Origin of the sequence: Streptomyces brevispora, assembly GCF_007829885.1 — a bacterium.
Lineage (GTDB): Bacteria > Actinomycetota > Actinomycetes > Streptomycetales > Streptomycetaceae > Streptomyces > Streptomyces brevispora.
The window spans coordinates 1,503,837-1,529,162 of the sequence record NZ_VIWW01000001.1 but is presented as its reverse complement, the minus strand read 5'-3'; the positions used below and the strand labels follow the sequence as shown (position 1 = coordinate 1,529,162).

Sequence of the window (25,326 nt, the reverse complement as noted above, 5' to 3'; positions counted from 1 at the left end):
CAACACGGCAATGTTGCCGGAGCGTTACGGAGGTGTGCGACGTGCGGTCAGCCCTGGGACAACGCGCAACAAAGCTGCGTATCTGCGGCATCCGCACCATGTGGGACACCGTCGGTGACGGCGAGTTCTTCTGCCCCGGCTGCGGGGGCGACCGCAATTACCGCCGCCTCAACGGACGTCGCCGGTTCGCCGTCCTCGGCGTACCGCTGCTGCGGCGCGGCACCGTGGGACCGGTCGTCGAATGCGCCGCGTGCCACCACCACTTCGACCCCGACACGCTCGACCACCCCACCACCACCCGGTTCTCCGCGATGCTCAAGGACGCCGTCCACACCGTGGCGCTCGGCGTCCTGGCGGCCGGCGGCGCCACCTCCCGCACCGTCCTGGAGACCGCGGTCGCCACCGTGCGCGGCGCCGGGTTCGACGACTGCACGCAGGAACAGCTGGCCACCGTCGTCGAGGTCCTCTCCGTCGACATCGGCCACGGCTCCGCGTTCGACCCGGCCGCCGAGGCCTGCGGCGCGGCCCTCGCTATCGAGCTCCACGAGGCGCTGGAGCCCCTGGCCCCGCATCTGGCCCCCGCCGGACGCGAATCGATTCTGCTCCAGGGCGCCAGGATCGCGCTCGCCGACGGCCCGTACAGCCAGGCCGAACGCGAGGTGCTGACCACGGTCGGCGGGGCGCTCCAGCTCCGCGCCGAGGACACGGTCCGGCTGCTCGCCGCAGCGGCGCGCACGCCCTCCTGAGCCCTTCCGGCGGGGCGGTCCGGTAGCTTGGCTCCCTTCGGGCGGCGAGAGCTCCCGGAGCCCCGATTGCGAGCTCCACGATGAGCGCCGAACCCTCCCTCGAACGACTGCGCCTCCATGCCGCGCTGGACCGCCTGGCCCTCACCTTCGCCGGTCTGACCGCCCGGCCCGACGAGCACAACTGCGTGTGCCACTGGGGCGATGCCGAAGAGCTCGCGCTGCTCAAGACGGCGGACACGGAGCTGGACCCCGACCTCCTGCGGCGCACCTGGGACGCCCCCGACTGGACCGACCACGCGTCCGTCCTGCGCCGGATCCTGCCTCAGTTCGCCCGGACCCTCGTCGGCGGTCCCGTCGACCCCTGGCAGGCGGAGGCGGGCCGCTCGTTCGCCCGGGGCCGATGGCAGTGCTGGCCCGCCGAGCAGGCCGGGGCGGTCCGGGAGTTCCTGCACGCCTGGTGGGCCGACACCCTCACAGACCCGTCTCCCGCGGTGCCCGTCCATGACGTCCTCGTCGTGATCACCGAGGCGTCCGCGGCCGTCGGCCCCTGGCTCGGCGTCTGGGAGACGCTGACAGGGCCGCCGGCCGACGCGCACCTGGCCGTCCTGGCCGAACGGTGGGAGTGGGAGCTGATCGGCGACCAACTGCCCTGGAGCGGCTGGGACAACGAGGAGGAGATCCGCACCGAGCTGACCGCCTGGCTGGTCCGCAACGCACCCACCAGGCTCCGCGCCCACGGCGCACCGCCGGAGCTGCTCAACCGGATACGGCTGCTCGGCCTCCCCGGCGCCGACCGCTGGGAGGACCCCGGCTGGGACGGCGGGCCCTACTGAACCGGCGGTCACGCGGCTCACGTCCCGGCGACCCGTCACGACGGGCCCCCTGCGCCTCCTGGCGGCCGAACTCACCGGCGGTCATGGAATGGGACCCATCGCCGCCGCGAGGGCGCCGTGCGCGCTCCTGGCGGTGCTGCCGGCGCTCATCCGGAGTCCTGAGCGCACTGCTGCCGCTCGTAGCCCGCGCCCGGTCGGTGATCATCGCGTACGAATCCGGGCCGGTCGCGGCCGCCGGCGGCGGAGCGGACGGGGACTGAGCGGACCGGGTCACGGGGGCGGCCCCGGCGGGCTGCCCGCGTACCGGACAATGGAGCCATGAGCTTGTTCCGGGACGACGGCGTGGTGCTCCGCACGCAGAAGCTGGGCGAGGCCGACCGGATCATCACGATCCTGACCCGCGGCCACGGCCGGGTACGGGCCGTCGCGCGCGGGGTACGGCGCACGAAGTCGAAGTTCGGGGCCCGGCTGGAGCCGTTCTCCCACGTGGACGTGCAGTTCTTCGCACGCGGCAGCGAGCTGGTCGGACGGGGTCTGCCGCTCTGCACCCAGAGCGAGACGATCGCCCCCTACGGCGGCGGCATCGTCACCGACTACGGGCGCTACACCGCGGGCACCGCGATGCTGGAGACCGCCGAGCGGTTCACCGACCACGAGGGCGAGCCCGCGGTCCAGCAGTACCTGCTGCTGGTGGGCGGACTGCGCACGCTGTCCCGCGGGGAGCACGAGCCGAATCTCATCCTCGACGCCTTCCTGCTGCGTTCCCTCGCCGTCAACGGCTACGCACCCAGCTTCGACGACTGCGCCCGGTGTGGAATGTCCGGACCGAACCGGTTCTTCTCCGTCGCGGCGGGCGGCGTCATATGCGGCGACTGCCGGGTACCCGGCAGCGTCGTACCCTCGGCTGAGGCCGTCACCCTGCTGAGCGCACTGCTCACCGGTGACTGGGAGACGGCGGACGCGTGCGAGGCGCGTCACGTCAGGGAGGGGAGCGGGCTGGTGTCCGCCTATCTGCACTGGCATCTGGAGCGCGGACTGCGCTCACTGCGGTACGTAGAGAATTGACACAGGCAGATCAGGCAGAGGGAGCGAGACAGTTCATGGCAGTACGCGGGATTCTCGGCGGCCGTAACCGGCGCGACTACAAGACCCCCGAGCCGCACCCGTCCGGTGCCGTGCCCCCGAAGATCCCCGGTGAGCTGGTGCCCAAGCACGTCGCCGTGGTGATGGACGGCAACGGCCGCTGGGCCAAGGAGCGCGGCCTGCCGCGCACCGAGGGGCACAAGGTCGGCGAGGGCGTCGTCATGGACGTGCTCAAGGGCTGCATCGAGATGGGCGTCAAGAACCTCTCGCTGTACGCCTTCTCCACCGAGAACTGGAAGCGGTCCCCGGAGGAGGTGAAGTTCCTGATGAACTTCAACCGGGACGTCATCCGCCGCCGCCGTGACGAGATGGACGAGCTCGGCATCCGGATCCGCTGGGTCGGCCGCATGCCGAAGCTGTGGAAGTCCGTCGTCCAGGAGCTCCAGGTCGCCCAGGAGCAGACCAAGGACAACGACAGGATGACGCTGTACTTCTGCGTCAACTACGGCGGCAGGGCCGAGATCGCCGACGCCGCGCAGCGGATCGCGCAGGATGTCGCGGACGGAAAGCTCGACCCGGCGAAGGTCAACGAGAAGACCTTCGCGAAGTACACCTACTACCCGGATATGCCGGACGTCGACCTCTTCGTCCGCCCGAGCGGCGAGCAGCGCACGTCCAACTACCTGATCTGGCAGAGCGCGTACGCCGAGATGGTCTTCCAGGACGTGCTGTGGCCGGACTTCGACCGCCGTGACCTGTGGCGGGCCTGTCTGGAATTCGCCCAGCGCGACCGGCGCTTCGGCGGTGCGGTGGACGCCGAGGCATCCGGCAGCTGAGGAGTGATGCCTGCGGGGGCGGCGCTCCCGCAGGCACGGATCACTTCTCCGCGCTCGCGCACTCCGCGCAGGTACCGAAGACCTCCACCGTGTGCGCCACGTTCACGAAGCCGTGCTGCGCCGCGATCGTCTCCGCCCACTGCTCCACCGCCGGGCCCTCGACCTCGACGGCCTTGCCGCACATCCGGCACACCAGATGGTGGTGGTGGTCACCGGTCGAGCACCGCCGGTAGACGGACTCGCCCTCGGTGGTGCGCAGCACGTCGACCTCGCCCGCGTCCGCGAGGGACTGCAGGGTGCGGTAGACCGTGGTCAGCCCGACCGAGTCGCCGCGGTGCCTGAGCACGTCGTGCAGCTCCTGCGCGCTGCGGAACTCGTCCACCTCGTCGAGCGCGGCGGCCACCGCCGTCCGCTGCCGGGTCGAGCGGCCGCGTACCGGTGCCGCGTTCGTTCCACTGATCGGCGCCGTCGCCACAGGAGCCTCCTCGTGTCGCCCGTACGTTGTCGGGCCATTGTGCCAGCCCGGCCCGCCCACGGGGTCAGACGTGGACATCGTCCGCGGCCCGGCGGGTTGCCGGTACCTCCAGGGTGCACCGGTCCGATCCCGATTCGCTCCTGCGCGCGCGACTTCTGGCCAGCGGGGCGGCGAGCAGCGTCAGCGCGACGAAGACGCCGATGGCCAGCAGCACGATCGTCGCGCCGGGCGGTACGTCCTGGTAGTACGAGGTCACGGTGCCGGCCAGGGTCACCGCGACCCCGACGGCGACCGACAGCACGAACGTCACCTTGAAGGACCGGGTGATCTGCTGCGCGGCGGCGACCGGGACCACCATCAGGGCGCTGACCAGCAGCAGTCCGACGACCCGCATCGCCACGGTGACGGTGACCGCCGCGGTGACCGCGATCAGCAGGTTCAGCACCCGCACCGGCAGCCCGGTGACCCGGGCGAACTCCTCGTCCTGGCTGACCGCGAACAGCTGCCGCCGCAGCCCCACCGTCACCAGCAGCACGAACGCCGCCAGCAGGCCGATCGCGGTGATGTCCTCGGAGGAGACGGTGGCGAGAGAGCCGAAGAGGTACGAGGTGAGGTTGGCGTTGGAGCCGGTGTCGGAGAGGTTGATCAGCAGGACACCACCCGCCATGCCGCCGTAGAAGAGCATCGCCAGCGCGATGTCGCCGCGGGTGCGTCCGTACCAGCGGATCAGCTCCATGACGACCGCGCCCACGACGGCGACGGCGGTGGCCATCCAGACCGGGCTGGTGGAGAGCAGGAAGCCGAGGCCGACGCCGGTCATCGCGATATGGCCGATGCCGTCGCCCATCAGGGCCTGCCGGCGCTGCACCAGATAGATGCCGACGGCGGGGGCGATGACGCCGACCAGCACGGCGGCGATCAGCGCCCGCTGCATGAAGGGAGGGGTGAGGAATTCCATCATCAGCTCAGCAGTCCCGTCCGGACGGGCTCGGAAGCCGCGTGGGGGTGTACGTGGTCGTGGCCGGGCAGTGCGTGCTGGCCCAGCGCCTTCGGGGGCGGTCCGTCGTGCATCACGCAGCCGTCGCGCAGTACGACCGCGCGGTCGATCAGCGGCTCCAGCGGGCCCAGCTCGTGCAGGACGAGCAGCACGGTGGTGCCGGCCGCCACCTGTTCGCGCAGGGTCGCGGCGAGGATCTCCTGGCTGGCCAGGTCGACGCCGGCCATCGGCTCGTCCATGATCAGCAGTTCGGGTTCGGCGGCGAGCGCGCGGGCGATCAGGACGCGCTGGTGCTGGCCGCCGGAGAGTGCGTTCACCGAGTCCCTGGCGCGGTCGGCGAGACCGACGAGCTCGATGGCCCGGTCGACGGCGGCGCGGTCGGCCTTGCGGGGCAGGCCCAGCCTGGTCCGGGACAGCCGCCCGGAGGAGACGACCTCGCGGATGGTGGCCGGTACGCCGCCTGCCGCCGTGGTGCGCTGCGGCACGTAGCCCACTCGCGCCCACGCGCGGAACCGGCGCAGCGGGGTGCCGAAGAGCTCGACGGTGCCGCCGGTGAGCGGGACCTGGCCGATGGCGGAGCGTACGGCGGTCGACTTGCCGGAGCCGTTGGCGCCGAGCAGCGCGACGACCTTGCCGCGGTGCACGGTCAGGTCGACCCCGCGCAGCACGGGGCGTGCTCCGAGGGTGGCCGTGGCGTCGCGCAGGACGATCACTGGTTCGGGGGTGTGGCTCGTGGGCTCGGGCATGAGCGCCTCCGGTGCTGCTGCGGGGTTCGGGCCGGTCGGGCCGGGCTGGACGGTCGGGCCGGGCTGGGCGGTCGTGTCGCTCACGCCGCTCGGGTCGCTCACGCCGCTCGTGTTGCTCGTGTCGCTCACTTCGCGCCGAGTGCCTTCTGCAGCGCGGCGAGGTTGGACCTCATGACCTCGATGTAGTCATCGCCCTTGGACTTGTCCGTGATTCCCTCCAGCGGGTCCAGCACGTCGGTCCGCAGACCGGTGTCCCGGGCGACGGTCTTCGCCGTCTTGTCGCTGGCGAGCGTCTCGAAGAAGACGGTGGTGACCTTCCGCTTCTGCGCGATGGAGTGCAGGGCGCTGATCCGCGCGGGGCTGGGCTCGGCCTCGGGGTCGATGCCGGCGATGCCCTCCTGGGTGAGGCCGTAGCGCTCGGCCAGGTATCCGAAGGCGGAGTGGGTGGTGATGAACGTCCTGGTGGTGGTGTTCCGCAGCCCCTCCTTGTACGCGGTGTCGAGCGCGCCCAGTTCGTTGACCAGGGCGTCGGTGTTCTTGCGGTAGTCCGTGGCGTGATCCGGGTCGGCCTTCTCCAGGGACTTGCCCACCCCCTTGGCGACCTCGGCGTACTTCACCGGGTCGAGCCAGATGTGCGGGTCGGCGCCGGGCCCGTCGCCCTCGTGTTCATGGCCGTGTTCCTCGCCGCCGGCCTCGGTGCCGTGGGCCTCCAACGTGGTCAGCTGTGCGGCGTCGACGGTGTGCTTCGACTCGGAGAGCTTGATCGCGTCGTCCACGGCGGGCTGGATGCCCTTGAGGTACAGGATGAAGTCGGCGTCGCTGAGCCCGCCGATCTGTCGGGGGCTGAGCTCCAGGTCGTGCGGCTCCGTACCCGGCTTGGTGAGCGTGGAGACGGAGACATGGCTCCCGCCTATTCGCTCGGCCAGGAACTGCATCGGGTAGAACGACGCCACCACGTTCAGCCTGTCACCGCTCTTGCGGTCGGCGACGTCGGATGCCGAGCAGGCGGAGAGGGCGGTGAGGCCCAGGACGACGGCTCCGGCGACGGCTGCGGTGGGTATGAGGCGGCGTTTGTTCATGACAGTCATTTTCAACAAAAGTGGAAACGATTGTCAACAAGGCTGATGAGATGCCTCCGGGAGCGGCTGTCCCGATACCGATTTGATCGAAGGGGCGTGCCCGCCGGTAATCTGAGGTATTCGCTCGCCCGTCTCCCGACCGCCACCCCCCACCGAGGCGGGCTTCGCGCCGCCCCTGTCCAATTTCGTCGTCGTAATGAAGAGAGCACCGTGGCCGCCGACAAGATCGACTCCATCGTCAGCCTGAGCAAGCGCCGTGGCTTCGTTTTCCCCTGTAGCGAGATCTACGGTGGTCAGCGCGCCGCCTGGGACTACGGACCGCTGGGCGTTGAGCTCAAGGAGAACCTCAAGCGCCAGTGGTGGCGCTACATGGTCACTTCGCGCGAGGACGTGGTCGGGCTCGACTCGTCGGTCATCCTGGCCCCCGAGGTGTGGGTGGCCTCAGGTCACGTGGCCACGTTCTCCGACCCGCTGACCGAGTGCACCTCCTGCCACAAGCGCTACCGCGCGGACCACCTGGAGGAGGCGTACGAGGAGAAGCACGGCAAGCCGCCGGTCAACGGCCTCGCCGACCTCAACTGCCCCAACTGTGGCAACAAGGGCACCTTCACCGAGCCCAAGCAGTTCTCCGGCCTGCTCTCCACGCACCTCGGCCCGACCCAGGACTCCGGCTCGGTCGCCTATCTGCGCCCCGAGACCGCCCAGGGCATCTTCACCAACTTCGGCCAGGTGCAGCAGACCTCGCGCAAGAAGCCGCCGTTCGGCATCGCGCAGATGGGCAAGTCCTTCCGGAACGAGATCACTCCGGGCAACTTCATCTTCCGCACCCGCGAGTTCGAGCAGATGGAGATGGAGTTCTTCGTCAAGCCGGGCGAGGACGAGCAGTGGCAGGAGTACTGGATGGAGCAGCGCTGGAACTGGTACACCGGCCTCGGCATGCGCGAGGAGAACATGCGGTGGTTCGAGCACCCGGCGGAGAAGCTCTCCCACTACTCCAAGCGCACCGCTGACATCGAGTACCGCTTCCGCTTCGGCGGCAGCGAGTGGGGCGAGCTGGAGGGCGTCGCCAACCGCACGGACTACGACCTGAAGGCGCACTCCAAGGCCTCCGGTACGGACCTGTCCTTCTTCGACCAGGAGGCCGGCGAGCGCTGGACCCCCTACGTCATCGAGCCGGCGGCGGGCGTGGGCCGCTCGGTCCTGGCCTTCCTGCTGGACGCCTACATCGAGGACGAGGCGCCCAACGCCAAGGGCGTCATGGAGAAGCGCACCGTGATGCGTCTCGACCCGCGCCTGGCGCCGGTCAAGGTCGCGGTCCTGCCGCTGTCCCGCAACCCGCAGCTCTCGCCGAAGGCCAAGGGCCTCGCGGCCGACCTGCGGCAGAACTGGAACATCGAGTTCGACGACGCGGGTGCCATCGGCCGCCGTTACCGTCGCCAGGACGAGATCGGTACGCCGTTCTGCGTCACCGTCGACTTCGACACCCTCGACGACAACGCGGTGACGGTGCGCGAGCGCGACACCATGAAGCAGGAGCGCGTCTCGCTGGACCAGATCCAGGCGTACCTCGGCGCCCGACTGCTCGGCTGCTGACCCGTTCCATTCGTTGTACGAAGCCCCCGGTTCCCCGTATGGGACCGGGGGCTTCGTGCACACTGGGCACACTCGTCCACAGGAGGCCCGGATGCCGTCCATGACCACGAGCAAGGTCAGCAGATGGGACCAGCACGGCCGTGAACACGTAGTCCACGTAAGGAAGTCGGGGATGCAGCGGCAGTTGAGCTGCGACACCTGCGACTGGCGCAAGGGGGCGCAGTTCCTGCCCTGGCTCAAGGCCGAGGAGCATCTCGCCGAGGCACACCAGGCGACGGTCGACCCGACCGCGTCGTAGCGCGCGCCCCGCCGGCCTTCTTTGGGCGCCCGGTCCTGTTCTGTCCTGCCCGGTCGTGCCTGGCCCTGTCTTGTCCTGCGCCGCCCTGCCCGGTCGTGCGCTGGCTTGTCCTGTGCCGCCCTGTCCTGCCCTGCTCTGTCCTGCCCCGCTCTGTCCTGGCCTGCGCTGTTCCTCAGGCGCGCAGGCCGCGCAACAGCAGGTCCGTGACGGCGGTGAACTCCGCAGCGATGGCGGGTTTCTGCCAATCGGCGGCATACGCCGGGTCGTGGAAGCGCGCTGTCGCGTCGAAGACCGCCTGGGCGGCCGCGGCGGGGTCGTCCACGGCGAACTGCCCCTCGGTCACCCCTTCCTCGATCATCTCCCGCAGCTGGCCGACCAGTTCGCGTATGTGCTCCTCGATCACGGTGCTCTCGCCCATCAGTACCTCGTAGGTGGCGAACAGCTCCGGATCGTCACCCGCCTTGTGCCGCTTGGCCTCGAACAGCGTCTCCAGCCACTTCCGCAGCTTCGCCGGGGCGGGCTGGGCCGAGGCGTGCAGGATCTCGGTGAGCGCAAGCTCCGTACGGGTCAGCCAGCGACCGGTCACGGCCTCGCGCAGGGCGGCCTTCGTACGGAAGTGGCGGTACACGCTGCCGTGGCTGACGCCGAGAGCCCGGGCCACGTCGACCACGGTCGCCTTGGCGGGGCCGTAGCGGCGCAGCACGTCCTCCGTGGCTTCGAGGATGCGCTCGGGAGTCAGCGGGTCGGACGGCGGCGTCATCGTGGGTGTGCTGCCTTTCGGGGGCGTCGAGCGGCGTCGAGCGGTGTCGAGCGGTGTCGAGTGGCTTCGGGTGGCTTCGGGTGGCTGCCGGGGGCGGGGCGCTCGTGTGAGGCTTCCCGGCGGTGTCGGCGAAACCCTTGTGACCGTACCCGGGCGTCAGCGCTCGCTGTCCAGGTGGGCCATCTGGCTGTCGGGGTAGCGGGCGCCCGCCGCCGCGCCGGCCGGGACGGCCTCCTCGATCCCGGCGAGATCGGCCGCCGTCAGCTCGACGTCCAGCGAGCCGAGGGCCTCGGCCAGCCGGTCGCGCCTGCGGGCGCCGATCAGCGGCACGATGTCCGCGCCCTGGGCGAGGACCCAGGCGATGGCGATCTGCGCGACCGTGACGTCCTTCTGCCCGGCGATCTCGCGGAGCGCGTCGACCAGGTCGAGGTTGTGCTGGAGGTTCTCGTCCTGGAAGCGGGGACTCATGGTCCGGAAGTCACCGGCGGCCAGCTTGCGGTCACGGGTGAAGTGGCCGCTGATCAGCCCGCGCGAAAGCACCCCGTACGCCGTGACGCCGATGCCCAGCTCGCGGCAGACAGGCAGGATCTCCGCCTCGATGGACCGGGAGATCAGCGAGTACTCGATCTGCAGATCGGAGATCGGGGCGACGGATGCCGCCCGCCGGATCGTCTCCGCACCGACTTCGGAGAGGCCGATGTGGCGGACGTGCCCGGCATCGACCAGCTCGGCGATGGCGCCGACGGTCTCCTCGATCGGGACGTCGGGGTCGAGCCGGGCGATCCGGTAGACGTCGATGTGGTCGAGGCCCAGCCGCTGGAGTGAGTAGGCCGCGAAATTCTTGACCGCTGCCGGGCGGCCGTCATAGCCGCTGAAGCCGCCCTCGACAGTCCGCAGCGCACCGAACTTCACGCTGGTAAGGGCCTGTTCCCGGGCGGCGGCGGGGGCGGTGCGCAGGGCCTCGTTGATCAGTAGCTCGTTGTGCCCCATGCCGTAGAAGTCGCCGGTGTCCAGCAGGTTGATGCCGGTGTCGAGCGCGGCATGAATGGTGGCGACCGACTCGGCGCGGTCGGTCTCGCCGTACAACGCGGACATGCCCATGCAGCCGAGGCCGAGTGCGGAGACCTGCGGGCCGGTGGAGCCGAGGGCGTGGGTGCGGAGGGCGGTCATGAGGAACTCCCGGTGGGCGGAGGAATGCGGCGGAGCGGACGGAACGGACAGAAGTGGAGGGAGCGGAGGGAGTAGAGGGAGCGAAGGGGGGTGGGTGTACGTGGTGAGTCGTGCCGGAGTCTTGCCTGTATATCGACTGTGGCATGTGCGATGACAGATTTCAATATCTGTCATCACTTGTTCCCTCTTCGGGGTGATTCCGGCCGGATGAAATCTCGGTGCTGGGGCCGCTCCGCGCGGGGTACCGTTTCGGCATGTCTTCGTTCTTCCAGATCTACGAGTGAGCGCGCGGCGGGTCCGACCACCCGCCGCCCACCGGATCGATCCAGGGTCGTTTCTGACCTCACTTTCACCGCGAATGGGAGAACCTCGTGGCCAAGAGCCGTAACAACCTTCTCGGCGTCGGCGGACAGCGCAAGAAGCTGTCCCGCGCCGAGCAGCAGGGCGCAGGTCCTGGGCGCAACGCAGACCGGATGACGGCCGCCGAGCAGAAGCAGGAGCTGCTGCGCAAGATGCGGGAGCGCGCCGGCCACCCCGCGCAGTCGGACGACGCCGCCGAGCAGGACGCCCCGGAGCGGGACGACGCCGAGCCGGGCACCCCGGCGCAGAGCTGACGCCCGCTCGCGGAGAGCGGGCTGCACCACACGTACGACCGGTGGCCCGGAACACCTCAGGTGTTCCGGGCCACCTGTGCGCGGCGCGAGGTCGTCGGCCCCGGTGGCCGGTCCAAGATCTTCCGCAACGCGCACGTGGGGCCACTGTGTGAGGAGGCCTCTGACTCGGACGTCTGCTCGGGCCCGTCGGCCGGGCCGCGGCTGGTCACTTGCGTACCGCGCGACGAGGAGACCCGCGAGCGGGCTCCAGCGGCTTCAGGCCCTGGCGCTCGCCGACGAGGACTGGTCCCCGGACAGGCCCCCGGCCTGACCCCCTGACCGGCCCCCGGCCTGCCCTCCGCCCGGACCATGCCCCGTCCCCGAATCCGCAGCCGAAGAGCCGCCGGCAGCCGAAGAACCACCCGCAGCCGAAGAGCCGCCGGCAGCCGAAGAGCCACCCGCAGCCGGCGAGCCATCCGCCCCCGAAGAACGACTTCCCGCCCACGGGCCGTCCGCCGTCGCGCCCCCCTCCAGCCGTTCCGCGGTCCGGCGTGCGGTGCCCCGTGCCCAGCGCCCGCTGCTCAGCGCCCCGACCAGCAGGACGCACATCCCGCAGCCGGTGATGATCCACCAGGCGGGCTTGCTCGCCGCCACGAAATCGTCGGCCGGTCCGATGCCGGCCGAGGAGCCGGCGCCGACCATCCCCGCTGCCAGCACCGCCCCGATCACGGCGACGCCCAGCGTCTGCCCGATCTGGCGGCTGGTCGAGGCGATCGCCGCGGCGACGCCCGCCTGGGATCGCGGCATGCCGGAGACGGCGGTGTTGGTGATGGGCGCGTTCACCGAGCCGAAGCCCAGGCCGAACAGCACATAACCGGTGAACATCAGAACGTTGTCGGTCTCCGCGTCGAACACCGCGAACATGAGCCCGCTCGCCGCCATCGCGACCCCCGCGACCAGGAGCGGGATACGTGGCCCCCGATTGGCGACGATCCGCCCCGAGATCGGCGGCAGAACACAGACCACCGCCGCCATCGGGAGCATGTACAGCCCGGCACCCAGCGCGCTCAGCCCGCGTACGTCCTGCAGATAGAGCGTGTTGACGAAGAGGAAGCCGCCGAGCGCGGCGAAGGCGCTGACCGCGATGACGGTGGCCCCGCTGAACGGGGCGCTGTGGAAGAACCGCAGATCGATCAGCGGATCGGCGCGCCGGGGTTCGTACACCAGCAGGCCGATCAGCGAGGCCGCCGCGACCGCGGCGAACAGCAGGATCTCCGCGGAGGCCGACCCCTTCTGCGGCGCCTCGATGATCGCGTACGTCAGCGAGCCCAGCAGCGCGATCACCAGCAGCTGGCCCACCGGATCGGGGCGGCGGGCCCTCGAGGCACGCGACTCGGGGACGTATCGCCAGGTCAGCAGCAGTGCGATGATGCCGACCGGCAGATTGATCCAGAAGATCGACCGCCAGCCGACCGAATCGACCAGAGTGCCGCCGACCACCGGTCCCGCGGCCATCGAGATACCGACGACGCCGCCCCAGGCGCCGATCGCCCGCGCGCGTTCGCGCGGGTCGGTGAAGGTGTTGGTGATGATCGACATCGCGACCGGGTTGAGCATCGAGCCGCCGACGGCCTGCACCATCCGGAACACGATCAGCGTTTCCAGGCTGGGCGCGACGGAGCAGAGCGCCGAGCCCAGGGTGAAGAGGACGAGTCCGGCCATGAAGACCTTGCGCCGGCCGATCCGGTCGGCGGTGGAACCGGCGAGCATCAGCAGCGAAGCGAGGACGAGCGTGTACGCGTCGATCGTCCACTGCATACCCGCGACGCTCGCGTGCAGGTCCTGGCGTATGGAGGGGAGGGCGACATTCAGGACGGTGCTGTCCAGGCTGACGATCAGCAGACTCATGCAGCAGATCGCCAGCACCAGCATTCTTCTCCGGTGGCTGAGCTCGGGCATACATGGATAGTACGGCTAACTAACGACCGCCGCTGGGGATACGGAGCCATCTCAGGTCATCCCGGTCCGGGACCGGTCCGGCCAGGTGCGGCCCGGTCCGGCCAGGTCCAGCCACGTCCCGCAGGAGTCCCGCAGGCCACACACGCCGCATCCGGCCGTCGGAGCCGCCCCTCGTATGCCCGGAGCCGCCTTCCTCGTGCGCCCGGATCTGTTCCCCGCGTACGGTCGAAGCAGTTCTCCGCCCGAAGCAGTTCTTCGCGTGCGCGACAATGGGGCAATGACCACGCTCGCCCCCTCGCCCCAGTTGCTCCGCATCGGCCCCCACACCGTGCAGCCGCCGGTGGTCCTCGCCCCCATGGCCGGCATCACCAACGCGCCCTTCCGCACGCTGTGCCGGGAGTTCTCGGGCGGCAAGGGGCTGTTCGTCAGCGAAATGATCACGACGCGGGCGCTGGTCGAGCGCAACGAGAAGACCATGCAGCTCATCCGCTTCGACGCGAGTGAGACGCCGCGCTCCATCCAGCTGTACGGAGTGGACCCGGTCACGGTCGGCAAGGCCGTCCGCATGATCGTCGACGAGGATCTCGCCGACCACATCGATCTGAACTTCGGCTGCCCGGTCCCCAAGGTCACCCGCAAGGGCGGCGGCTCGGCGCTCCCGTACAAGCGGCCGCTGCTGCGCGCGATCCTCCAGCAGGCCGTTTCCAACGCAGGCGACCTGCCGGTCACCATCAAGATGCGCAAGGGCATCGACGACGACCACCTCACCTACCTCGACGCCGGCCGGATCGCCGTTGAGGAAGGCGTCACGGCCGTGGCCCTGCACGGCAGGACCGCCGCGCAGCACTACGGCGGCACCGCCGACTGGGACGCCATCGCCCGCCTCAAGGAGCACGTTCCGGAGATCCCCGTCCTCGGCAACGGCGACATCTGGTGCGCGGACGACGCCCTGCGGATGATGCGCGAGACCGGCTGCGACGGCGTGGTCGTGGGCCGCGGGTGCCTGGGCCGCCCCTGGCTCTTCGGTGACCTGGTGAGCGCCTTCGAAGGTACGGGGGTGAGGCAGACGCCCTCCCTGCGCACCGTCGCGGACGTCATGCTGCGGCACGCGACGCTGCTCGGGGAGTGGATCGGCGACGAGACCCGGGGTGTGATCGACTTCCGTAAGCACGTGGCCTGGTACCTCAAGGGCTTCGCGGTCGGTTCCGAGATGCGCAGGAACCTCGCGGTCACCTCCTCGCTGGAGGAGCTGGGCTCACAGCTGCACGAGCTGCGGCTCGACCAGCCGTGGCCGGACGGTGCCGACGGCCCTCGTGGGCGCACCTCGGGCAACAACCGGGTGGTCCTCCCGGACGGATGGCTGAAGGACCCGTACGACTGCGCGGGCGTCAGCGCGGACGCGGAACTGGACACGTCGGGAGGCTGAGGCCGCCCGGACGGAGACCACCTGACGGAGGCGGCCGGGCCGAGGCAGCCGGACGGAAACCGCGCCGGGCCGAGGCAGCCGGACGGTGGCAGCCGGGCCGGGACCCGCTGCACCGGACTCGCCCGCGTGGCTGAGCGTGGCGTGGCTGGGGCGTCACCGGGCTGAGTACCACTGGGGGTGGAGGGGCACCCCGTGCCCCTCCACCCCCAGTGCTCGTTTGAGCGCAAACTCTGGCCAGGATCGGCGATATTCAGCCCGATATTCGGCCAGGTGCCTCCAGGGTGATCGGCCCTGACGCTCCGACGGTCGCAGAACTCGTCGTCGAGTCGCGCCATGTGACTGTCGGGTCACCCGTAGCTGCCCAGAAGGCGTCCGAATGGTGACATCTGAGCGCGGCCTCCGACGTGATCCTCACCACCCCTGAGGGCCGTATCGCTCAGATGAGCACTCCAGGAGGGGGTGCATTTCTCAAATGATGGCACTGGGTGCCAAGGAGCTTCACCTTGATCGATCGGCGATTGATCGACACTTCCGCTACGGACCGTCGTGATCCGCGAGCGCGTCGGGTGCGCTGCGTGGTTATCCGTTCAAGAGGTGAAACCGTTCGCTCGGACGGCCCGTCCGGCGAGCCGCTTTCGATCTGCTGGCGGATGGGTGGTTGCGGCCGCACGACGCGCAAGTGGACGTACCCAGACACCTTCGATCTGGGTATGTTCCTCGCCGTCAGGGCAGCCACCGCGTCCTCGAGGAGTCGAGACCCGTGTCGGAAAACAAAGATTCCCACGTATCCACCCCGGAATCCCGGGAGCCTGCGGGTCAGAAGTTCGTTTATGACTTCACCGAGGGCAACAAGGATCTGAAGGACCTGCTCGGCGGGAAGGGTGCGAACCTCGCCGAGATGACCAACCTCGGGCTCCCCGTCCCTCCGGGCTTCACCATCACCACCGAGGCGTGCAAGCTCTACCTCGGCAGCGGTGAGGAGCCGGCCGCGCTGCGCGACGAGGTGAGTGCGCACCTCGACGCCCTTGAGACGCGGATGGCCAAGAAGCTCGGGCAGTCCGACGACCCGCTGCTGGTCTCCGTCCGCTCCGGCGCCAAGTTCTCGATGCCCGGCATGATGGACACGGTCCTCAACATCGGCCTCTCCGACGCGTCCGTCGTCGGTCTCGCCACCCAGGCCGGCGACGAGCGGTTCGCGTGGGACTCCTACCGCCGCCTCATCCAGATGTTCGGCAAGACCGTTCTCGGGGTCGACGGCGACCTCTTCGAGGAGGCGCTGGAGGCCGCGAAGGAGGCCAAGGGCGTCACCGTCGACGTGGATCTCGACGCGGCCGACCTGAAGAAGCTGGTCAAGCAGTTCAAGAGGATCGTCACGCGGGACGCCGGACGTGACTTCCCGCAGGACCCGCGCGAACAGATGGACCTGGCCATAAAGGCCGTCTTCGACTCGTGGAACACCGACCGGGCCAAGCTCTACCGCCGCCAGGAGCGCATCCCGGGCGACCTCGGCACGGCGGTCAACGTCTGCACCATGGTCTTCGGCAACCTCGGCCCCGACTCCGGTACGGGTGTCGCCTTCACCCGCGACCCGGCCAGCGGCCACCAGGGCGTCTACGGCGACTACCTGCAGAACGCGCAGGGCGAGGACGTCGTCGCAGGGATCCGCAACACCGTGGCGCTCGCCGAGCTGGAGTCCATCGACAAGAAGTCGTACGACCAGCTGATCACGATCATGGAGACGCTGGAGACCCACTACAGGGATCTCTGCGACATCGAGTTCACCATCGAGCGCGGCCGGCTGTGGATGCTGCAGACCCGGGTCGGCAAGCGCACCGCCGGTGCCGCCTTCCGGATCGCCACCCAGCTCGTCGACCAGGGCCTCATCGACGAGGCCGAGGCGCTGCAGCGGGTCAACGGCGCGCAGTTGGCGCAGCTGATGTTCCCGCGCTTCGACGACACGGGAGCGCGCGGCGGGGAGGGGCCGCAGCTGCTCGGCCGCGGCATCGCGGCGTCCCCGGGCGCGGCGGTCGGCAAGGCCGTCTTCGACTCGTACACCGCGATCAAGTGGTCCCGGTCCGGCGAGAAGGTCATCCTGATCCGCCGCGAGACCAACCCGGACGACCTCGACGGCATGATCGCCGCCGAGGGCATCCTGACCTCGCGCGGCGGCAAGACCTCGCACGCCGCCGTCGTCGCCCGGGGCATGGGCAAGACCTGTGTCTGTGGCGCCGAGGAGATCGAGGTCGACACCAAGCGGCGCCGGCTGACGGCCGGCGGGACCGTCGTCGAGGAGGGGGACCTCGTCTCCGTCGACGGATCGACCGGCAAGGTGTACCTCGGTGAGGTGCCCGTCGTGCCGCCGCCGGTCGTCGAGTACTTCGAGGGCCGGATGCACGCGGGCGCCGACGACGCCGACGAGCTCGTCGCCGCCGTGCACCGGATCATGGCGTACGCGGACCGGGTGCGCCGGCTGAGGGTGCGGGCCAACGCGGACAACGCCGAGGACGCCCTGCGGGCCCGTCGCTTCGGCGCCCAGGGCATCGGGCTGTGCCGCACCGAGCACATGTTCCTCGGTGAGCGCCGCGAGATGGTCGAGAAGCTGATCCTGGCCGACACCGACCAGGAACGCGAGGCGGCGCTGGACGCGCTGCTGCCGCTCCAGAAGGCCGACTTCATCGAGCTGTTCGAGGCGATGGACGGGCTGCCCGTCACCGTGCGGCTGCTCGACCCGCCGCTGCACGAGTTCCTGCCCGACATCACCGAGCTGTCGGTCCGGGTGGCGCTCGCCGAGTCCCGCAAGGACTCCAACGAGAACGATCTCCGCCTGCTCCAGGCCGTGCACAGGCTGCACGAGCAGAACCCGATGCTCGGGTTGCGCGGGGTCCGGCTCGGTCTCGTCATCCCCGGTCTGTTCGCCATGCAGGTACGGGCGATCGCCGAGGCCGCCGCCGAGCGCAAGAACGCCAAGGGCGACCCGCGCGCCGAGATCATGATCCCGCTCGTCGGTACGGTCCAGGAGCTGGAGATCGTCCGCGAGGAGGCGGACCGGGTCATCGCCGAGGTCCAGGCCGCCTCCGGCACGAACCTCAAGCTGAAGATCGGCACGATGATCGAGCTGCCGCGCGCCGCGCTGACCGCCGGTCAGATCGCGGAGGCGGCGGAGTTCTTCTCCTTCGGCACCAACGACCTGACCCAGACGGTGTGGGGCTTCTCGCGCGACGACGTGGAGGCCTCGTTCTTCACCGCGTACCTGGAGAAGGGCATCTTCGGGGTGTCGCCGTTCGAGACGATCGACAAGGACGGCGTCGGTTCGCTGGTGCGCAGTGCCGTCGAGGCCGGCCGGGCCACCCGTCCCGACCTGAAGCTCGGCATCTGCGGCGAGCACGGCGGCGACCCGGAGTCGGTGCACTTCTTCCACGAGGTGGGTCTGGACTACGTCTCCTGCTCACCGTTCCGCATCCCGGTGGCCCGTCTGGAGGCGGGCCGGGCGGCCGCGGAGTCGCGCGGCAGCGACAGCCGCTGACCCGCGGCACCATCCACTGATTCCGGAGCCGCCGTCGGCTCACCAGACCCTCACCGACCCGACGGCGGCCGCGGAATTCCCGGAGGCGGCGGCACCCAGTGCGGGGGTGCCGCCGTCTTGTCATGTCCACCGAATGCGTGGACCGGGCGGCGTGGCGCCCGGTCCGGACGGGCTGGGCGAGGCCCGTGAGTGAGCGCTTTCCCTGATTCCGGGCGCTCCGGGCACTCCATTGCTTCGTTTAATGCGCAAAGAGATGGGCGGGAACAGACCGGGGTGCGGTTCATGGATCCCCATCCATGAACCGCACCCGGCTTACGGCGCCGGGTGCGGAGCCGCACCATTGCCAACCGCCGCCAAGCGAGCGAAACCCCCCACGGCCTTCACCCGCTCTTCCGGTGGCTCTGGAATCGCACCCGACGTCGTACAGCCTTTCGGGTGACGCCGGGTCGGGGCGAGACGTTTCACCTCTGGCCGAAACCTCGTGGTGACGTGGTGTTACGACTCGCATACTCTTGCGTGGGGGTAATTGCACATGCAAGCGGGTGGGGGTTTCGGTGCTACGTATCCATGTATCCGGATGGGACCTTTCCAAGGTGCGGATGGCCACTGGGCCGGACGCATTGTGGGAGACCATTCTCAGTTTTCACCGGCTGAGGGACCGGCGCGCTTCCACGGTGTTCGGGAAATGGCGCGCGGAAACCCGCCCGAGGTTGAATGGTGAAGTACGTCTGCTGTCCGCCATTATTCCACCCCGTGGCTATTTCCCGGACTTCCTGACGCCTACTCAAGAGGGTTCGGAACCACTGGACTTCAGTACCGGAATGGAAGCCCTGCGCGACACCCCGCCCGAGCGGCTGCGGGCCGAACTCGCGTTGCTGGGCGCCGAGGAAGCGGCCGTCGGCCGTACTGCCACGGCCCGGCGGGCAGTACGGCCGATGCGGCTGGACGCGTTGCGGGAAGGGCGCTCCGAGCCCCTGGGCCGTCTCATCGGGGCGCTGCGCAGCTACCACCGCGCCGCCGTCGAACCGTACTGGCCGCACATCCAGGCCGGCGTCGAGGCCGACCGTGCCGTCCGTGGACGCGCCCTTCTGGACGGCGGCGTGGACGAACTGCTCGCCTCGCTCCCGCCGGTGTTCCGCTGGCGGGCGCCGGTACTGGAGGCGGACTACCCGGTCGACCGCGAACTGCGTCTGGACGGCCGCGGGCTGCTCCTCCAGCCGTCGTTCTTCTGCCGCGGCACCCCGGTCGTCCTGCGTGATCCGTTGCTGCCGCCGGTGCTCGTCTATCCGGTCAGCCACGCCGGCGCCCCGGCCTTCGCCGAACCGGGCCCCTGGCTGGGCCGGCTCCTCGGCAAGACCCGGTCGACGGTCCTGCGGACCATCGGCGACGGCTGCACGACCAGTGAGCTCGCTCGCCGGGCCGGGGTCTCCCTCGCATCGGCGAGCCAGCACGCCTGCGTACTGCGTGAGGCCGGTCTGGTGCACACCCTGCGCCACGGCAGCTCGGTCCTGCACACGGTGACTCCACTCGGCGGCTCGCTGCTGCGCGGCGGTGCGCCGCTCGCCGTGTCGTGAGCCCGGACGGGGCCCGCCCCGCGTAGGTTCCTCGTCCGGTACCGATGAGTTTCCGGCGGCCCCGGCGTCTACCTGTCGTAACGAGTTCGCAGAACACGCACAGGATTCACCCACCGGGATTCACCCGCCGGCATTCGCCCACCGGGATTCACCCACAGAGAGAGTGAGACGGCCATGCCTCAGATGATCTTCGTGAACCTGCCGGTCAAGGACCTGGAGACGACCAAGGGCTTCTTCGGGAAGCTGGGCTTCTCCTTCAACCCGCAGTTCAGCGACGAGAACACCGCCTGTCTCGTCATCAGCGACACGATCTTCGCCATGCTGATCACCGAGCCGCGCTTCAAGGACTTCACCAAGAAGGAGATCGCGGACGCCTCGAAGTCCACCGAGGTGCTCCTGGCGCTGAGCGCCGAGAGCCGCGAGAAGGTGGACGAGCTGGCCGACGCGGCACTCGCCGCCGGTGGATCGCCCGCCAACGAGACGCAGGACCTCGGCTTCATGTACGGCCGGTCCTTCCAGGACCCGGACCACCACATCTGGGAGGTCGTGTGGATGGACCCGTCCGCCGTCGAGGGCCAGGGCTGATCCCACGGGGCAAGGGGGAGGGCGACCGGCCCGCCTCCGCCCCCCGGGGGGGGAATCAGATGCCGAGGCCCGCGAAGGTGACCCCGGTCAGCTGCTCCGACGCCACCCACAGCCGTTCGCTCGCCACATCGTTGAGCGTCCAGCCCGCCCGCCAGGACGGAGCCGGCGCACCGCGCCAGCCGAGCAGCCGCGGACCGGTGAACGAGTCGGGCCGTACGCCGGGCGCGGTGGCCGCGTACAGCGTGGGCAGGGCGCCCGTCGACGCGGGCTGGGCGATGATCCGGTTGCCGAGCTCGATGACCCGCTCCGCCACCCTGCGGTTCTCCATACGGACGCCCGCCGTCTGCAGATTGGTCGACGCATACCCCGGGTGCGCGGCGGCGGCCACCAGTGCGCTGCCGATGGCGGCGGTCCGCCGGGCCAGCTCGTGGATGAACAGCAGGTTGGCCGTCTTCGAGCGGCCGTAGGCGATCCAGCGGCGGTAGTTCCGCTCACTGTTGAGATCGCCCATGTCGATGTTGGACAGCGCGTGCACAGCGCTGGACACACTCACCACCCTCGCGCCCGGGGTACCGAGCAGCTTCGGCAGCAGCAGCCCGGTGAGGGCGAAGTGCCCGAGGTGGTTGACGCCGAACTGGGTCTCGAAACCGTCGGCGGTCCTCCCGTACGGAAGGGCCATCACACCGGCGTTGTTGATCAGCAGATCGAGCCGGTCCGGGGTGTACGCCTCGGCGAACTCCCGTACCGACGACAGATCGGCCAGATCCAGTGCTGCGAACTCCACGTCCGCGTCCGGCACCGCGCCGCGGATCCGGGACGCGGCCTCCTTGCCACGCCGCTCGTCACGGCAGGCGAGCAGCACCCGGGCCCCGTGTCGTGCCAGCTCCCGTGCGGTGATCAGCCCGATACCGCTGTTGGCTCCCGTCACCACGGCCGTGCGGCCGCTCTGGTCGGGAATGTCGCTCGCATACCGGCGCTGGGTCATGGATCAACCCTACGGCCGGGCGGCCGGACAGCCGGATGGCCGGAAGAGACCGGTCGCCGGGCCCCTCCGGCCGCTTGCGGTACGCGGAATCCCACTTGGCCCGTTCGGTCTGTCCAGCCCGTCCAGCCCGCTCAGCCTCCCTTCGGTCCGTTCAGTCCGCACGGACCTCGAAGACCGGAACGGAGACCTCGTCGTCGTCCAGGCAGGCACCCGTCGCCAGGTCGAAGCGCTGCTTCAGCAGTGGGACGCGACGAACGGCTGCCCGCCGTCCGATCCGACCAGACCGCGCGAGAGGACATGGGCCCCGGTGAACGGATCGTGGTTGCCGATCGCGTAGGTGTGTCCCGCACGGTCCATGAACAGCGCGACCTGCCTGCCGCCCGGGAGCAGCACCGCCACCCCGTGGCCCGGGGTGAGCAGCGAACGGTCGCATACCGCCGGCCAGTCGTCCCCGGCGGCGGCGAGCCGGATGACCCGGGTGTCCTGTGCGGTCTCCATGGTCCGGGTCGTCATCGTCTGGGTCTCCATAGTCTCTCCATCGTCCGGGTCGTCATCAGGAGGCGGTCCCTTCATGAGTGCGGATGGCGAGAACCGGGCCGGCGAGGATGTCCAGGTCGGGCTTGATCTGGTCGCGTTCCGGGACGAATCTCACCGATGGGTCGGGGGTGCCGGGTGCGTTGACGAAGGTGACGAAGCGGCGCAGCCGCTCCGGGTCGTTGATGGTCTCGGCCCACTCGTCGCGGTAGCCGCGGACATGGTCGGCCAACAGCCGCTCCAGCTCGTCGCAGAGCCCGAGCGAGTCGTGCACGACGACGTTCCGCACGTGGTCCAGGCCGCCCTCGATGCGGTCCAGCCAGGTGGAGGTGCGCTCCAGCCGGTCCGCGGTGCGGATGCAGAACATCAGGAACCGGTCGATCAGCGGGACCAGTTCGGCGTCGGACAGGTCCTGGGCGAGCAGGTCCGCGTGGCGCGGGGTGGCGCCGCCGTTGCCGCCCACGTACAGGTTCCAGCCGCCGGCGGTGGCGATGATCCCGAAGTCCTTGCCGCGGGCCTCCGCGCACTCCCGGGCGCAGCCGAGACCGCCGACTTCAGCTTGTGCGGGGAGCGCAGGCCCCGGTAGCGCAGCTCCAGGTCGATCGCCATCCGCACCGAGTCCTGTACGCCGTAGCGGCACCAGGTCCGCCCCACGCAGGACTTGACCGTCCGCAGCGATTTCCCGTACGCGTGCCCCGACTCGAAGCCCGCGTCGACCAGCCGGGTCCAGATCAGTGGCAGCTGTTCGACGCGGGCGCCGAACGGGTCTATGCGCTGACCGTCGGTGATCTTGGTGTAGAGGCCGAAGTCCCGGGCCACCTCGCCGATCACGATCAGCTTCTCCGGGGTGATCTCGCCGCCGGGGATGCGCGGCACGATCGAGTACGAGCCGTTGCGCTGGAGGTTGGCGAGGAAGTGGTCGTTGGTGTCCTGGAGGGCCGCCTGCTCGCCGTCCAGTACGTAGCCGCTGGCACCGACGGTCGGGGCCAGCGAGGCGATGACCGAGCCGACCGTCGGCTTGCAGACCTCGCAGCCGTCGCCGCCGCGCGCCGAGTCGCGGCCGTGCGAGTCGAGCAGCTCGGCGTAGGAGGTGATCTCCAGGGCGCGGACGATCTCGTACAGCTCGCCGCGGCAGCGTGTCGTACGCGAAGGTCTCGCCGGAGCGTGCGGTGACCGTGCGCGCCTCCCGGTCCAGGGATTCGGCCGGGTCGCCGAGCCGCAGCTCGAAGCCGTGCCGCTCCATGAAGCCGGGCTCGACGAGCGACAGGTCGTCGGGGGTCCGCCCCGAGAAGTACGAGGTCAGCCGCACCCGGTCATAGGCGGCGCGGGGCTCCTCGCAGAGCACGACGACCCTGGCGGTGCCGGCCGCGGCGGTCAGCCCGCGGTCGGCGAGGGCCTCCAGGAACCGCTGGCCGACCATCCCGTGCCCGACGACCACGATGGTCGGCACGGCCGCGGGGCCGGAGGTGTGGGCGGTCGGGGGAGTGGACACCGGCATCTCGGAAGCCTCCGTCGTTGGTGAGCGGGTGGGGCAGGGGCGACTGGGCCTGGGTGCTCATGAAGGAGGCGGCGCCTCGGCCTGTGTGCTCATGACGCAAGCGTGGCCGGCGGGTGTTACCCGTCCGGTTCCCCCCGGTTTCCCGGGAGGAACCTTGCGCTCAGCACCGGCGCAGGCGGCCTGTGAGGGGCGGCGGCAGCGGCGTGCGCCGGCCGGTGGAAGGGGCCGGTGGCAACGGCCGGTGCGGGCCGGGGAGCCGCGGCAGGCTCAGGATTCGCTCAACTTTTCCGCCGTGGCGGCAAGACGGTTGGACGCGACACGTACCGTTTCCTTAGGGTCGCGATCATGCCTGACATAACCGTGACCACCCTCGTTGTGCTGTGCCTCGCCGCGGGCGCGGCCGGCTGGATCGACGCGGTGGTCGGCGGCGGCGGACTGCTTCTGCTGCCCGCCCTGCTGCTGGGCCTGCCGAACGTCCCCGCCGCGCACATCCTCGGCACCAACAAGGCGGTCGCCATCGTCGGTACGTCCGGCGCGGCCGTCACCTACGCGCGTAAAGCGCCGGTGAAGGTCGGCAGGGCGCTGCGCATCGGCCTCGCGGCACTGGCCGGATCGATGACGGGTGCGTTCTTCGCCGCGGGGATCAGCAGCGAGGTGCTGCGCCCGGTGATCATGGTGGTGCTTCTGGCGGTCGCCGCGTTCGTGATGCTGCGGCCCCGGTTCGGCAGGGCGCCCGAGGACGGCACGGCGCCCCGCGTCACCCGGGCTCGTTCCGTCACCGCGATCGTCCTGGTGGGTGGCGGCATCGGCCTGTACGACGGGTTGTTCGGACCGGGCACCGGCACGTTCCTGGTGCTGGCGCTGACCGCGGTGCTCCACCTCGATCTGGTGACGGCCTCCGCCAACGCGAAGATCGTCAACGTCTGCACCAACGGCGGCGCGCTGGCGATGTTCGCCTACCAGGGCAACGTGATGTGGCAACTGGCCGGTCTGATGGCGGTGTTCAACCTGGCGGGCGGCCTGGTCGGGGCACGGATGGCGCTGAGCAGGGGCAGCGAGTTCGTCCGCGGGGTGCTGCTGGTGGTGGTGTTCTCGCTGGTCGCGAAGCTCGCCTTCGACCAGTGGAACGCGTGAGCGGTGGGGCCCCGGCATCAGGCACGTGGTCTCGGCGCTTTCGGCGCTCTCTGAGCTCTCGGCCTCGGCGTACCTGGTGTCGGCGCACTCGGTCTCGGCGCACTCGGCGTCAGCACACCGGCGTCAGCACACCGGCGTCAGCACACCGGCGTCAGCACACCGGCGTCAGCGCACTCGGCGTCAGCGCACTGAGGTGAGGTGCGCGTACGCCACCACGTTGCCCTCGTAACCCGTCGACTCGGAGAATCCGCCGCCGCAGGTGATCAGTCGCAGCGAGGCGTGTTCCGAGGCCCCGTACACCCGCTTGTCCGGGAAGTCCTTGCTGTCGTAGACCTCGATGGCGTCGACCGAGAAGACGGCGGTGCGCCCGTCCTGCCGGAGCACCTCGACGGTGCTGCCCTTCTTCAGCGCGCCCAGGTTGTAGAAGACGGACGGGCCCCGGCCGTTGTCCACATGGCCGGCGACGATCGCGGTGCCCTTGGCGCCCGGCGGGGTGCCGTCCTTGTACCAGCCGACGATGTCGGTGTTCCCGGACGGCGGCACATCGAGGCTGCCGTCCGCCCCGAGCCCGAGCCGCATCATCGGGGCGTCCACCCGGATGCTGGGGATCCTGATGCGGACGGGGGCCGACGGGCGCAGCGGTTCGGCGACCGGCGAACCCGGCAGCAGTTCCGGTCCGGCGGCGAAGGCCTCGGCGGAGGCCGGGCCCGGCGGGGTCAGACGGGTGTTCGCACCGTTCTGGACCAGCCAGACACCGGCCAGCGCCGCGACGACGAGCAGCCAGCCCTTGGCCTTCTGGGACACGGTCGTCCTCCGGGGTTGCGAAGGTGGATGCGGTCCCGTCCCGGTGGCACTGGGCCACCGGGACGGAAACCAGGCGGTACGGAGAGGTGGAAGTC

At 70.1% G+C, this 25,326-nt stretch carries 21 protein-coding genes and 2 pseudogenes; 12 read left to right on the top strand and 11 right to left on the bottom strand.

Features of this window, described 5'->3' with window-relative positions:
• The first annotated feature begins 41 nt into the window (after positions 1–41).
• The 4 genes from FHX80_RS07170 (at position 42) to FHX80_RS07155 (ending at position 3,498) form a co-directional block, all read left to right on the top strand.
• Positions 42–746, top strand: a complete 705-nt coding sequence (locus FHX80_RS07170; RefSeq protein WP_145763428.1) for a TerB family tellurite resistance protein — start codon at positions 42–44, stop codon at positions 744–746.
• Between the two features lie 80 nt (positions 747–826).
• Entirely contained in the window at positions 827–1,579 is a 753-nt protein-coding gene (locus tag FHX80_RS07165; protein ID WP_145763427.1) for a hypothetical protein, read from the top strand.
• 318 nt (positions 1,580–1,897) lie between these two features.
• Positions 1,898–2,644 (top strand): DNA repair protein RecO, encoded by a 747-nt coding sequence (recO, locus tag FHX80_RS07160; RefSeq protein WP_145763426.1) that lies wholly within the window; start codon positions 1,898–1,900, stop codon positions 2,642–2,644.
• Positions 2,645–2,679: 35 nt separating this feature from the next.
• Positions 2,680–3,498 (top strand): isoprenyl transferase, encoded by an 819-nt coding sequence (locus FHX80_RS07155; RefSeq protein ID WP_145763425.1) that lies wholly within the window; start codon positions 2,680–2,682, stop codon positions 3,496–3,498.
• A 40-nt stretch (positions 3,499–3,538) separates the two neighbouring features.
• Here the strand turns inward: FHX80_RS07155 and FHX80_RS07150 are convergent, their stop codons facing one another.
• The 4 genes from FHX80_RS07150 to FHX80_RS07135 all read right to left on the bottom strand — a co-directional run bounded on the left by FHX80_RS07150 (position 3,539) and on the right by FHX80_RS07135 (position 6,795).
• Positions 3,539–3,973, bottom strand: a complete 435-nt coding sequence (locus FHX80_RS07150; RefSeq protein WP_145763424.1) for a Fur family transcriptional regulator — start codon at positions 3,971–3,973, stop codon at positions 3,539–3,541.
• A gap of 64 nt (positions 3,974–4,037) precedes the next feature.
• A complete protein-coding gene (locus tag FHX80_RS07145; RefSeq protein ID WP_145767125.1) occupies positions 4,038–4,931 on the bottom strand; it encodes a metal ABC transporter permease in 894 nt (297 codons plus the stop codon).
• A 2-nt stretch (positions 4,932–4,933) separates the two neighbouring features.
• Positions 4,934–5,716 carry a metal ABC transporter ATP-binding protein gene (locus FHX80_RS07140; RefSeq protein ID WP_145767124.1) on the bottom strand — a complete coding sequence of 261 codons (783 nt, stop codon included), beginning with the start codon at positions 5,714–5,716 and terminating at the stop codon, positions 4,934–4,936.
• Between the two features lie 125 nt (positions 5,717–5,841).
• Positions 5,842–6,795 (bottom strand): metal ABC transporter substrate-binding protein, encoded by a 954-nt coding sequence (locus tag FHX80_RS07135; protein WP_145763423.1) that lies wholly within the window; start codon positions 6,793–6,795, stop codon positions 5,842–5,844.
• Between the two features lie 210 nt (positions 6,796–7,005).
• Between FHX80_RS07135 and FHX80_RS07130 the strand changes: the two genes are divergently transcribed.
• Both FHX80_RS07130 and FHX80_RS07125 read left to right on the top strand, forming a co-directional pair.
• On the top strand, positions 7,006–8,388 hold the full coding sequence (locus tag FHX80_RS07130) for a glycine--tRNA ligase (RefSeq protein ID WP_024491652.1): 1,383 nt from the start codon (positions 7,006–7,008) through the stop codon (positions 8,386–8,388).
• 91 nt (positions 8,389–8,479) lie between these two features.
• Complete coding sequence (locus tag FHX80_RS07125; RefSeq protein ID WP_145763422.1) at positions 8,480–8,686, top strand: hypothetical protein; 207 nt, start codon at positions 8,480–8,482, stop codon at positions 8,684–8,686.
• A 172-nt stretch (positions 8,687–8,858) separates the two neighbouring features.
• On the opposite strand, the gene FHX80_RS07120 is transcribed toward FHX80_RS07125, so the two are convergent.
• Entirely contained in the window at positions 8,859–9,446 is a 588-nt protein-coding gene (locus FHX80_RS07120; RefSeq protein WP_145763421.1) for a TetR/AcrR family transcriptional regulator, read from the bottom strand.
• A gap of 156 nt (positions 9,447–9,602) precedes the next feature.
• Positions 9,603–10,616: an aldo/keto reductase gene (locus tag FHX80_RS07115; protein WP_145763420.1), complete on the bottom strand. Its 1,014-nt coding sequence runs from the start codon at positions 10,614–10,616 to the stop codon at positions 9,603–9,605.
• Positions 10,617–10,987: 371 nt separating this feature from the next.
• Between FHX80_RS07115 and FHX80_RS07110 the strand changes: the two genes are divergently transcribed.
• Positions 10,988–11,230: a DUF6243 family protein gene (locus FHX80_RS07110; protein ID WP_145763419.1), complete on the top strand. Its 243-nt coding sequence runs from the start codon at positions 10,988–10,990 to the stop codon at positions 11,228–11,230.
• 255 nt (positions 11,231–11,485) lie between these two features.
• Here the strand turns inward: FHX80_RS07110 and FHX80_RS07105 are convergent, their stop codons facing one another.
• On the bottom strand, positions 11,486–13,168 hold the full coding sequence (locus FHX80_RS07105) for an MFS transporter (RefSeq protein ID WP_145763418.1): 1,683 nt from the start codon (positions 13,166–13,168) through the stop codon (positions 11,486–11,488).
• Between the two features lie 277 nt (positions 13,169–13,445).
• Here FHX80_RS07105 and dusB point away from each other — a divergent pair, with 277 nt between their 5' ends.
• From dusB to FHX80_RS07080, 4 genes are all read left to right on the top strand, one after another.
• On the top strand, positions 13,446–14,594 hold the full coding sequence (gene dusB, locus FHX80_RS07100; RefSeq protein WP_145763417.1) for a tRNA dihydrouridine synthase DusB: 1,149 nt from the start codon (positions 13,446–13,448) through the stop codon (positions 14,592–14,594).
• A gap of 760 nt (positions 14,595–15,354) precedes the next feature.
• The gene (gene ppdK, locus FHX80_RS07090; protein ID WP_145763415.1) at positions 15,355–18,117 is read left to right on the top strand and encodes a pyruvate, phosphate dikinase; all 2,763 of its coding nucleotides are present in this window, start codon (positions 15,355–15,357) and stop codon (positions 18,115–18,117) included.
• Between the two features lie 554 nt (positions 18,118–18,671).
• Positions 18,672–19,691 carry an ArsR/SmtB family transcription factor gene (locus tag FHX80_RS07085; RefSeq protein ID WP_208764594.1) on the top strand — a complete coding sequence of 340 codons (1,020 nt, stop codon included), beginning with the start codon at positions 18,672–18,674 and terminating at the stop codon, positions 19,689–19,691.
• Between the two features lie 174 nt (positions 19,692–19,865).
• Entirely contained in the window at positions 19,866–20,276 is a 411-nt protein-coding gene (locus FHX80_RS07080) for a VOC family protein (protein ID WP_145763414.1), read from the top strand.
• Between the two features lie 55 nt (positions 20,277–20,331).
• On the opposite strand, the gene FHX80_RS07075 is transcribed toward FHX80_RS07080, so the two are convergent.
• The 3 genes and pseudogenes from FHX80_RS07075 to FHX80_RS07065 all read right to left on the bottom strand — a co-directional run.
• The gene (locus FHX80_RS07075; RefSeq protein ID WP_145763413.1) at positions 20,332–21,261 is read right to left on the bottom strand and encodes an oxidoreductase; all 930 of its coding nucleotides are present in this window, start codon (positions 21,259–21,261) and stop codon (positions 20,332–20,334) included.
• 151 nt (positions 21,262–21,412) lie between these two features.
• Positions 21,413–21,774 (bottom strand): annotated as a pseudogene (gene nirD / locus FHX80_RS07070) (nitrite reductase small subunit NirD).
• A 40-nt stretch (positions 21,775–21,814) separates the two neighbouring features.
• Positions 21,815–22,926, bottom strand: a pseudogene (locus tag FHX80_RS07065) (nitrite reductase large subunit NirB family protein); the annotation flags it as partial.
• Positions 22,927–23,638: 712 nt separating this feature from the next.
• Here FHX80_RS07065 and FHX80_RS07060 point away from each other — a divergent pair.
• Positions 23,639–24,427, top strand: a complete 789-nt coding sequence (locus tag FHX80_RS07060; protein WP_145763412.1) for a sulfite exporter TauE/SafE family protein — start codon at positions 23,639–23,641, stop codon at positions 24,425–24,427.
• A gap of 180 nt (positions 24,428–24,607) precedes the next feature.
• On the opposite strand, the gene FHX80_RS07055 is transcribed toward FHX80_RS07060, so the two are convergent.
• Positions 24,608–25,231 (bottom strand): class F sortase, encoded by a 624-nt coding sequence (locus tag FHX80_RS07055; RefSeq protein ID WP_145763411.1) that lies wholly within the window; start codon positions 25,229–25,231, stop codon positions 24,608–24,610.
• Between the last annotated feature and the right edge of the window lie 95 nt (positions 25,232–25,326).

Bases quoted from the DNA above. Each gene is read 5' to 3' on its own strand.
- FHX80_RS07165 (WP_145763427.1), top strand. From the start codon at position 827: ATGAGCGCCGAACCCTCCCTCGAACGACTGCGCCTCCATGCCGCGCTG.
- recO (WP_145763426.1), top strand. From the start codon at position 1,898: ATGAGCTTGTTCCGGGACGACGGCGTGGTGCTCCGCACGCAGAAGCTG.
- FHX80_RS07155 (WP_145763425.1), top strand. From the start codon at position 2,680: ATGGCAGTACGCGGGATTCTCGGCGGCCGTAACCGGCGCGACTACAAG.
- FHX80_RS07145 (WP_145767125.1), bottom strand. From the start codon at position 4,931: ATGGAATTCCTCACCCCTCCCTTCATGCAGCGGGCGCTGATCGCCGCC.
- FHX80_RS07140 (WP_145767124.1), bottom strand. From the start codon at position 5,716: ATGCCCGAGCCCACGAGCCACACCCCCGAACCAGTGATCGTCCTGCGC.
- FHX80_RS07135 (WP_145763423.1), bottom strand. From the start codon at position 6,795: ATGAACAAACGCCGCCTCATACCCACCGCAGCCGTCGCCGGAGCCGTC.
- FHX80_RS07125 (WP_145763422.1), top strand. From the start codon at position 8,480: ATGCCGTCCATGACCACGAGCAAGGTCAGCAGATGGGACCAGCACGGC.
- FHX80_RS07120 (WP_145763421.1), bottom strand. From the start codon at position 9,446: ATGACGCCGCCGTCCGACCCGCTGACTCCCGAGCGCATCCTCGAAGCC.
- FHX80_RS07115 (WP_145763420.1), bottom strand. From the start codon at position 10,616: ATGACCGCCCTCCGCACCCACGCCCTCGGCTCCACCGGCCCGCAGGTC.
- FHX80_RS07105 (WP_145763418.1), bottom strand. From the start codon at position 13,168: ATGCCCGAGCTCAGCCACCGGAGAAGAATGCTGGTGCTGGCGATCTGC.
- dusB (WP_145763417.1), top strand. From the start codon at position 13,446: ATGACCACGCTCGCCCCCTCGCCCCAGTTGCTCCGCATCGGCCCCCAC.
- FHX80_RS07080 (WP_145763414.1), top strand. From the start codon at position 19,866: ATGCCTCAGATGATCTTCGTGAACCTGCCGGTCAAGGACCTGGAGACG.
- FHX80_RS07075 (WP_145763413.1), bottom strand. From the start codon at position 21,261: ATGACCCAGCGCCGGTATGCGAGCGACATTCCCGACCAGAGCGGCCGC.
- FHX80_RS07060 (WP_145763412.1), top strand. From the start codon at position 23,639: ATGCCTGACATAACCGTGACCACCCTCGTTGTGCTGTGCCTCGCCGCG.